The 9,044-nt window shown below is 69.9% G+C and carries 8 protein-coding genes and 1 other RNA gene; 7 read left to right on the forward strand and 2 right to left on the reverse strand.

Features of this window, described 5'->3' with window-relative positions; all coding sequences use genetic code 11:
- Positions 1-3 precede the first annotated feature (3 nt).
- Complete coding sequence (locus NE234_RS36115; RefSeq protein WP_252785439.1) at positions 4-1,056, reverse strand: hypothetical protein; 1,053 nt, start codon at positions 1,054-1,056, stop codon at positions 4-6.
- Positions 1,057-1,196: 140 nt separating this feature from the next.
- Between NE234_RS36115 and prfB the strand changes: the two genes are divergently transcribed.
- Complete coding sequence (gene prfB, locus NE234_RS36120; RefSeq protein ID WP_252785440.1) at positions 1,197-2,318, forward strand: peptide chain release factor 2; 1,122 nt, start codon at positions 1,197-1,199, stop codon at positions 2,316-2,318.
- Positions 2,319-2,368: 50 nt separating this feature from the next.
- Here the strand turns inward: prfB and NE234_RS36125 are convergent, their stop codons facing one another.
- Positions 2,369-2,557, reverse strand: a complete 189-nt coding sequence (locus NE234_RS36125; RefSeq protein WP_252785441.1) for a hypothetical protein — start codon at positions 2,555-2,557, stop codon at positions 2,369-2,371.
- 267 nt (positions 2,558-2,824) lie between these two features.
- Here NE234_RS36125 and ftsE point away from each other — a divergent pair, with 267 nt between their 5' ends.
- From ftsE to ssrA, 6 genes are all read left to right on the forward strand, one after another.
- The gene (gene ftsE, locus NE234_RS36130; protein WP_252785442.1) at positions 2,825-3,523 is read left to right on the forward strand and encodes a cell division ATP-binding protein FtsE; all 699 of its coding nucleotides are present in this window, start codon (positions 2,825-2,827) and stop codon (positions 3,521-3,523) included.
- A gap of 123 nt (positions 3,524-3,646) precedes the next feature.
- Positions 3,647-4,552 carry a permease-like cell division protein FtsX gene (ftsX, locus tag NE234_RS36135; protein ID WP_252785443.1) on the forward strand — a complete coding sequence of 302 codons (906 nt, stop codon included), beginning with the start codon at positions 3,647-3,649 and terminating at the stop codon, positions 4,550-4,552.
- 55 nt (positions 4,553-4,607) lie between these two features.
- Positions 4,608-5,849 (forward strand): S41 family peptidase, encoded by a 1,242-nt coding sequence (locus NE234_RS36140; protein ID WP_252785444.1) that lies wholly within the window; start codon positions 4,608-4,610, stop codon positions 5,847-5,849.
- A 4-nt stretch (positions 5,850-5,853) separates the two neighbouring features.
- Positions 5,854-6,327 carry an SsrA-binding protein SmpB gene (gene smpB, locus NE234_RS36145; RefSeq protein ID WP_252785445.1) on the forward strand — a complete coding sequence of 158 codons (474 nt, stop codon included), beginning with the start codon at positions 5,854-5,856 and terminating at the stop codon, positions 6,325-6,327.
- 2 nt (positions 6,328-6,329) lie between these two features.
- The gene (locus tag NE234_RS36150) at positions 6,330-8,201 is read left to right on the forward strand and encodes a penicillin-binding transpeptidase domain-containing protein (RefSeq protein WP_252785446.1); all 1,872 of its coding nucleotides are present in this window, start codon (positions 6,330-6,332) and stop codon (positions 8,199-8,201) included.
- A 376-nt stretch (positions 8,202-8,577) separates the two neighbouring features.
- Positions 8,578-8,952: a transfer-messenger RNA gene (gene ssrA / locus NE234_RS36155) on the forward strand.
- The last annotated feature ends 92 nt before the right edge of the window (positions 8,953-9,044 follow it).

Consider the following 9,044-nt stretch of genomic DNA (forward strand, 5'->3'; position numbering starts at 1 on the left):
CGCCTACTTGCTGGGGACGGACGCCTTGACGGTGCCGCCGTCGGCGCCGATGATCTGCGCCTTGACGGTGCCGTCCTCCTTCTTCGGCTTGGCCGGGACCACCGCGACGTACTGCATCGTCTGGCTGATGTCGATCTCGCTCTTCACGGACTTCGACGTCAGGAAGGGTGCGGCGTCGTCGGGGACCGGGAAGTGGTCCGTCTTGTCCTTGCCCTTGCTCTTGGTGATCACCGTGTCGCGGCTGAGGGCGTAGAGCACGAGCCCTCCGCCGTCCGCGGTCGCCAGCGGGAAGATCGGGAAGGACGTCGCGGCGTACACGACGCTGTTGTGCAGCCCGGCCTTCTTCGCCTTCTTGTTCTTCATCGCCTTCTGGTCGGTCGCGTAGTAGCCGGTGGTGTACTTCCCGGCGCGCATGACCTGGGCGGCGACGTTCTGCGGGCCCTCCTCGGCGAGGGTCGCCTGGATCGAGGGCACCAGCCGCGGCGGGATCAGCAGGGCGTTGTCGAAGGTGGCCAGGGCCTTGGCGTAGCCATCGGAGTCGACCGCGATCTTCGGGGGCTTCTGCTTGTCGTCGAGCACCGCCAGCGCGCTCAGCCGCCAGCGCTGCACCGACTTGGTCCGCAGGAACCCCATGTACACGGTGTGGGGATCCTTGCCGTCCGCCGTCGTCCGGCGGGCGCTCACCACGAACCACTGCGGCCCCGTCAGCAGCAGGTGCGGCACGTAGAAGACCGGTTTACCGTAGACGTAGCGGGGGACCGGGTCGCCCGCCGCGACGGCCCGCCGGAACGCCGCGGCCGTGAGCTGCGACTGCCCCTCGCTGGTCCACCACAGGGCGAGGCGCTCGTCCCCGCTGGCCCGGGCCACGTCGTCGTTGTTCACGAACGAGTGGAACGCCTTGGCCGCGACGTCGGGGGTCAGCGGCTCGGGCGGGGGGCTGCTGCTCTCGGCGGCGACCGGGCTCGCGCGCACCGTGCGGTGTGGCTTGCCCGAGCAACCCGCGGCGGCGGTGATGGTGAGCACCGCCACGAGTGTGGACGCAACCGCCTTGTTCATGTTCCCCGGCCTTCGCTACAGCTATCGGGCAGAGTATGCCAGGGATCTCCGAGTACGCCCTCGCGCGGTCCGGTCCCGGGGCCCGCGGAAGACCGACGGAGCGCGTACGCGGAGAGTACGGGCACGGGTAGGCTTCGAACGTGGCAGTCATGGATCCCTCGGAAGAGATGAAGGAACTCGGCTCGATGCTGACCGGCATCGAGGCCGTCCTCGACCTCGACGCGATGCGCCGCGACATCGCGGAGCTACGTGAGCAGGCTGCCGACCCCGATCTGTGGAACGACCAGGACCGCGCCCAGGCGGTGACCCGGCGGCTGTCCTACCTGGAGGGCGAGCTGGGCAAGGTCGAGGGCCTGCGCAGCCGCCTCGACGACGCCGCCGTGCTGTTCGAATTGGCCTCGGAGGAGGGCGACGACGACGCCCGCGGCGAGGCGGAACGCGACCTCGGCACGCTCCGCAAGGAGATCGAGCAGCTCGAGGTCCGCACCCTCATGTCCGGGGAGTACGACGCCCGTGAGGCGCTCGTCACGATCAATTCCCAGGCCGGGGGCGTGGACGCCGCCGACTTCGCCCAGATGGTGCAGCGGATGTACCTCCGCTGGGCCGAGCGCCACGGCTACCCGACCGAGATCTACGAGACGTCCTTCGCCGAAGAGGCGGGCATCAAGTCGACGACCTTCACGGTCAAGGCGCCGTACGCCTACGGCACCCTGCGCGGCGAGCACGGCACCCACCGCATGGTCCGGATCTCGCCGTACGACAACCAGGGCCGCCGGCAGACCTCGTTCGCCGGCGTCGACGTGGTGCCGGTGGTGGAGCAGACCGACCACGTCGACATTCCCGAGGACGAGCTGCGCATCGACGTCTACCGGTCGAGCGGCCCCGGCGGCCAGGGCGTCAACACGACCGACTCGGCGGTGCGGATCACCCACCTGCCGACCGGCATCGTCGTCTCCTGCCAGAACGAACGCAGCCAGCTGCAGAACCGCGCGACCGCGATGTCGGTGCTGCAGGCCAAGCTCCTGGAGCGCAAGCGACAGGAGGAGGCCGAGCGGATGAACGAGCTGCGCGGTGAGACGACGAGCTCCTGGGGCACGCAGATCCGCAACTACGTGCTGCACCCGTACCAGATCGTCAAGGACCTGCGCACGGGCGTCGAGGCGGGCAACCCGACGGCGGTCCTCGACGGCGACATCGACGAGTTCATCGAGGCCGAGATCCGGTGGATGCGCCGCCGCGAGGCCGGCGAGGACCAGGACTAGGCCCTACGGCCCGGCTGAAGGCCTGAGCCGGGCCCGGGGGCCCGGCCAGGTCAGTGCAGGCCCAGCCGGAGCGCGATCAGCAGCGTCAGCGCCAGGATCAGGGCGCCGACGATGAGGATGGGGGACAGGCCGAACGGCCCGGTGCGGTGCACCTCCGCCCGTGCCGCGCGGCAGGCGGGGCAGCGCCCCTCGACGACGGGGCCCGAGCATCGCGCGCAGATCAGATGTTCGCAGCTCATCCGGCTCCTTCCTGAACGTCCGGCGGGAATCCGTTCAGCCTATGCGTTCCTGGCCGGTGGCCCGCCGTCAATCGGCGACGGGTGTCCGTGATGCCCGGTTGCTTTCCCTCGGTGTACCCAAGTTGGACTATCCATGCCAGTCTCCCCTCTAGACTGCTGCTTGGCCAATCGGCCCGCCAAGCCGGGAAGCCGCGGCAGGGCGTCTGTCAGACGGAAAGACAGTCGTCGCCGTCCCCAGCCCCTAGACTGGCACGTCGTGATGCAGCCGTGATCCACTTTGATAACGTCACCAAGGTCTATTCGCACCAGAGTCGACCGGCCCTGCAGGGTGTCAACGTGGCCGTGGAGAAGGGCGAGTTCGTCTTTCTCGTCGGTCCTTCCGGGTCCGGCAAGTCGACCTTCCTGCGCCTGATCCTCAAGGAGGAGCGGCCGACGCAGGGCGGTATCCACGTCGCCGGCAAGGACCTGAGTCGGCTGAGCAACTGGAAGGTCCCGCACCTGCGCCGCCGTATCGGCTGCGTGTTCCAGGACTTCCGGTTGCTGCCCAACAAGAACGTCTACGAGAACGTCGCGTTCGCTCTCGAGGTCATCGGGAAGCCGCGGCGTTTCATCCGTAAGGTGGTCCCCGAGGTCATCGACCTGGTCGGCCTCGAGGGCAAGGCCCACCGGATGCCCGACGAGCTCTCCGGCGGCGAGCAGCAGCGCGTCGCCATCGCGCGGGCGTTCGTCAACCGGCCGATGATCCTCCTGGCCGACGAGCCGACGGGGAACATCGACCCGGCGACCAGCATCGGCATCATGAAGGTGCTCGACCGGATCAACCGGACGGGCACGACCGTCGTGATGGCGACGCACGACGCGGCGATCGTCGACGCGTTCCGCAAGCGAGTGGTCGAGCTGGAGGACGGCCGCGTCGTGCGCGATCAGTCGCGCGGCGTCTACGGCCAGGCGTACGGCGGCGTCTAGCGGACCGCCCACCAGGCGCGGGCCGGCGTTCGACAGACCGCCGGCCAGGCGCGGAACGGCCTGTCGCCGACCGCGCCGCCGCGCCGCCACGACCACCACCCGGACGACCAAGGACAGCGAGGCATGCGGGTACAGTTCGTTCTTCAGGAGATCTGGATCGGTCTCCGCCGGAACCTCACGATGACCATCGCGCTCATCGTCACCGTCGCGATCGCGATGGCGCTGTTCGGCACGGGTGTGCTGCTGAAGATGCAGGTCGACAAGTCCAACAACTACTGGTCGGACAAGGTCGAGGTCTCGATCTACCTGTGCAACAAGCTCAGCGCCAACCCGAACTGCAAGAAGACGGAGCCGAACCAGAGCGAGAAGGACGCGATCCGCAAGCAGCTGGAGTCGATGCCGCAGGTCGCGAAGGTCGTCCCGGAGACGGCGCAGGAGGCGTACCAGCGCGCCAAGGAGCAGTTCAAGGACAGCCCCGGCATCGCCGGCTCGATTCAGCCGGGTGACATCCCCGACTCCTTCCGGGTGAAGCTCAAGGACCCGAAGAACTTCGCGGCGGTCGTCGCCCAGATGAGCAACCGGGAGGGCGTCGACCAGGTGGTCAACGAGCGCGCCATCCTGGACAAGTTCTTCAAGATCCTCAGTGGCTTGCAGTGGGCGGCGCTGATCATCGCCGCGATCCAGCTCATCGCGGCCGTCCTCTTGGTGGCGAACACCATCCGCCTGTCGGCGTTCAACCGGAGGCGGGAGACCGGCATCATGCGGCTGGTCGGCGCCTCGAACGTCTACATCCAGTTGCCGTTCGTCCTCGAGGGCGCGATCGCGGGTCTGGTCGGCGGTGTGTTCGCGGCCATCCTGCTGAGCTTCTCGAAGGTCTTCCTGCTCGGCAGGCTGCAGAAGAACCTGCAATTGGCGACGCCGCTCGGCTGGCTCGACGTGACCACGGTCATCGTCGCGTCGATGTGCTTCGGCATCCTGCTGTGCGCCCTGGCGTCCTTCCTCACTCTGCGCCGCTATCTCAAGATCTGACGCTACTCCCGGCGATATGCCGGTCCGGTGATCAGGTCGCTCGTAGAATCCTCGCATGCCCCGGCTGACCGGTCGTGTGCTCCGCGGGGCGGCCGCCGTGGCCGCTCTGGCGGTGGTGTACGTCATGGACGCCGGGGCGGGCGGGACGGGCACCCACGCGTCGGCGCGGCGGGAGCCCCCCGGGCGGAACACCCGGCCGGCCGGGCGGGCGGCGATCGAGCCGGCCCTGACGGCGCCGGATCCCGCCTCGGCGGGGCCGGACGACTCGATCCCGCCGGGCTCTCTGGTTCCGCCGGGCGTCTCGGCGGCGCCGGACCCGGCGGGGGAGCGCGCCGTGATCGCGGAGACGCTGCGCCGCCTCGGCGACCGCTGGGCGCGGTTCTACACGGCGGCGGAGTTCAGCGGCCTGGAGGCCACCCTGAACGGCTGGTACAGCGGCGTCGGCCTGTGGCTGGCGAAGGCCGGGAGCGACGTCCGGATCGTCGGCGTCCAGCCGGGTTCGCCCGCCGAGCACGCGGGCGTGCGCCCCGGTGACGTCGTCTCGGCGGTCGACGGCACCGCGACCCGTGACCTGACGGTCGCCGCCGTCGCCGCGGCGCTGCGGGGCCGGCCCGCCACGGGCGTCGGCCTCGCCGTCCGCCGCGACGGCGTGCCCCTGCGGTTCGCGCTGGTACGGACGGCCGTGCCGTCGCACGACGTGAGCGCGTCCCTCACCGCCGACGGCGTGGTCGTGATCCGGATCGCGGCGTTCACCCGGGGAGTCGGGCGGGAGGTGCGCGCGGCGGTGGCCGGCCGGCCCGGGCGGCGCGGCGGCGTCCTGCTCGACCTGCGGGCGAACCCCGGCGGCCTGCTGGACGAGGCCGTCGACACCGCCTCGGTCTTCCTGCCGGGCGGTCCCGTGGCGACCTTCGAACGCGCCGGGGCCCCGCCGGAGCGGCTCCTGGCCGGTCCGGGCGGCGACACCACGGATCCGCTCGTCGTCCTCGTCGACGGGGGCACGGCCAGCGCCGCCGAGGTGGTCGCGGGCTCATTGCGGGACCGAGATCGCGCAGTGATCGTCGGATCGCGTACCTTCGGAAAGGGGTCGGTGCAGGAGCCGTTGCGGCTGGCCGACGGATCCGCGATCGAACTCACCGTCGGTCGATACCGGACTCCGAGTGGCCGTAACCTCGATGGGTCCGGGATCGACCCCGACGTCGCGGTCAACGCGAACCGCCCACCCCGGGAGGCCGAGCGACGCGCGCTCACGGTCGTGCGCGGGCTGTCGGCCACCCTGCCGAAGAAGGACCGAGGCTGAGTCATTGCCACGCGAAGAGGGACGCAAACTGATCGCGCAGAACAAGCGCGCGCGTCACGATTACCACATAGAGGACACCTACGAGGCGGGCCTCGTGCTCACCGGCACCGAGGTGAAGTCACTGCGCGCCGGGCGGGCCAACCTCACGGACGGGTACGCTCTGATCCGCGACGGAGAGGTCTGGCTCGAGGGAGTGCACATTCCCGAATACACGATGGGGACGTGGACCAACCACGCGGCGCGTCGTCCCCGGAAGCTGCTGCTGCACCGGCGAGAGATCGGCAAGCTGATCGGTAAGACCAACGAGCCCGGCCGTACGCTGATCCCGCTCACCCTCTATTTCAAGGACGGCAAGGCGAAGGTGGAGATCGCGGTCGCGCGCGGCAAGCGCGAGTACGACAAGCGACAGGACATCGCCAAGCGGGACGCCGTCCGGGAGATGGAGCGGGCCCGCGCCGCACGGCTGCGGAGGCGCTGAGGGTGGGTATCCGACGGCTCCGGTCGGCGGCCGGACTGGCCGCGGCCCTGCTGGCCACGACGGCGACCGCCGGCTGTTTCGCCGAGCCCTCGCCGCTGCCGACGATCCGCAACTTCCTCGTGTCCTGGCAGAACGGCAACTACCGTAACGCCGCGAAGGAGACCGACGGGGACCGGACCGCGGTCGCGGCGGTCCTCTCCGCCCTGCCGTCCCAGCTGGACCTGGCGTCGCTGCGCCTCGCGCTCGGCCGCGTGCGGCAGACCGGCGAGGACGCGACGGCCCAGTTCGCGGTCAGCATCGACCTCGGCGACGGCGGCCAGCCGTGGAGCTACGGCAGCTCGATGCGGCTGCACCGGACGAACGGCAAATGGAAGGTCGTCTGGAGTCCGTCGATCATCCACCCGCAGCTGGGGCAGGGCCAGCGGCTCGCCATCGTCACCACGACGCCGACGCGCCAGCCCATCGTCGACAACAAGGGCAAGACGCTCCTCAAGAAGGTCGAGGTCGACGTCTTCGGCGTGACGCCCGGCAGGCTCGCCAACGCCGAGCAGACGCTCGGCCAGCTGGCGAAGATCACCCATCTGGACAAGGACCGGGTGCTCGCCCACGTACGGTCCGCGCCGCCGCAGAAGTTCCTGCCGCTGGTGACCCTCCAGGTACCCCAGCAGGCCGGCGACGCCGCCCAGCTCCGGCAGGTGCCCGGCGTGGAACTGCGGTCCAAGCCGGCGTACGTCGCGCCCGCGGTCGCCGACGAGATCGTGGGCGACCTCGGCCCGGCCACCGCCGAACGCCTTCAGCAGGTCGGCGCGCCGTACCAGCCCGGTGACACGATCGGCGTCTCCGGACTGCAGGTGCTGGAGCAGCGGAAGCTGGCCGGCACCCCCACCGTCCAGGTCGTGGCGCAGGACCCCTCCGGGGCCGACGAGAAGATCCTCAACGAGGTCCGCGGCACGCAGAGCCAGTCCGTCGCCACGACGATCGACCGCAGGACGCAGGACGCCGCCGAGGCCGCGCTGAAGGCGGTGCCCTACCCGGCGTCCCTCGCCGCGATCGACCCGTACACCGGCGCCGTCCTCGCGGCCGCGGACAACACCATGGCCCGCAAGAACGACGCCCACCAGAGCGATGACCCCTCGCAGCAGGGCAGCACCGCGCTGAACGGGCACTACCCGCCGGGCATGACGTTCAGCATCGTGACGACCCGGGCGCTCCTGCAGCACGACCAGAAGATCACCTCGCCGCCCTGCAAGAGGGGCACGCAGAACATCGGCGGGCAGGAGTTCACCTACTCCGGACGGGTCGGCAAGACCTTCTCGTCCAACTTCGCCGTGAGCTGCACGACGGCGTTCGCCGCGCTGTACCGCAACGTCGCCCCGCAGGACCTGCGCGTCAGCGCGGCCCGCTTCGGGCTCGGCGCGCCGTGGAGCCTGCCCGTGCCGGCGTTCTCCGGCTCGGTGCCCCTGGCGGCCAATGACGCCGAGCGCGCCGCCGAGATGGTCGGTCAGGGGAAGATCGAGGTCAGCCCGCTGTCGATGGCGCTGGTCGCCGGCGCCGTCGCGAGCGGCACCTGGCGGCCGCCGCAGCTCCTGAAGGACTCCCCGCAGTCGATCCAGCCCCAGCCGCTGAGCGGCAGCACCGACTCGATCACGCAGCTCCAGAGCCTCATGCAGACGTCCGTCCGCAGCGGCGCGGCCCGGCAGGCGAAGGTCCCCCCTCGTCCGGTGGCCGGCGTCACCGCGATGGTGCCGTACGGCAACGGCAAGGTCGTCTCCTGGTTCGTCGGGTACCGGCAGGACGTCGCCTTCGCGATCGCGGTCGAGGGCAAGGTCTCGGCGGCGAGCCTGGCGGCGGCATTCCTGCGGGCGAAGCACTGAACAGCGAGGTGTCCTGACCGGCCGAAGTGACCGGCGTGACGGCTTTGTCATTTCTTGACTCTCGGGCCGCAACCATCCGCGCGTGACCGGGCGTCTTAACGAGTGACTGAGACACCGCTTGGGGGGTTGCGGACTCAGTCGCCGTGATGAGACCAGAGCCTCGTCTCGGGGGAGGCTCTGTCGTCCGGACCGGCCCGACCCTGCCGGTCACCCCCGTGGGTGTGCCTAGTCCACACCCACGGGGGTTCTCATCTTTCCGGCCCCGATCACCCATCACCCGGACCGGCCCTCCGGCGGGAATGACGTTGGCATCCCCGGTGTTGAAGATGTACGGTCAGCGTGACGGGCGCTTCGGTGCCCGGTTGACAACTCAAGAGGGGGTGACCGGTTTCGACTTCGGTATGTCGAGACACGGGGAAGCGGGCCGAGGGTTGCGGTTGTGACCTCGTAAATCCTGTAACCGCAAAAGAACAAGTGCCAACTCTAAGCGCACTCAGTTCGCCCTCGCCGCCTAAGGCGAGATAGCGAACTTGTCAGCCCGGGAGTGTCTCCGGCCCGGGACCTGGCATCGCTAGGAGACTCAACCTGCCGCTCCGGCCACGGGAGCGACAGGGAAACCTAACAGTGGCTGAGCCTGTCGGCGACACGCCTGCGTGAGCGCCGGGGCTGAGAAAACGACTAGCAGGCTGCGCCCGGAGAAGCCCTGTCTTGGTACTGAAGGACGCGGGTTCGATTCCCGCCACCTCCACTCGGGCCTGGGGCCAGTGTGGTCGGAAGCTAGCGCTTCCTCCCGCACTGGCCCTTCGTCATTTCTTTCGGGGGGACGACCCCCCGAGCCCCCCG

This window comes from Actinoallomurus rhizosphaericola (genome assembly GCF_024055675.1).
GTDB lineage: Bacteria > Actinomycetota > Actinomycetes > Streptosporangiales > Streptosporangiaceae > Actinoallomurus > Actinoallomurus soli.

Bases quoted from the DNA above. Each gene is read 5' to 3' on its own strand.
- NE234_RS36115 (WP_252785439.1), bottom strand. From the start codon at position 1,056: ATGAACAAGGCGGTTGCGTCCACACTCGTGGCGGTGCTCACCATCACC.
- NE234_RS36140 (WP_252785444.1), top strand. From the start codon at position 4,608: ATGCCCCGGCTGACCGGTCGTGTGCTCCGCGGGGCGGCCGCCGTGGCC.
- NE234_RS36125 (WP_252785441.1), bottom strand. From the start codon at position 2,557: ATGAGCTGCGAACATCTGATCTGCGCGCGATGCTCGGGCCCCGTCGTC.
- ftsX (WP_252785443.1), top strand. From the start codon at position 3,647: ATGCGGGTACAGTTCGTTCTTCAGGAGATCTGGATCGGTCTCCGCCGG.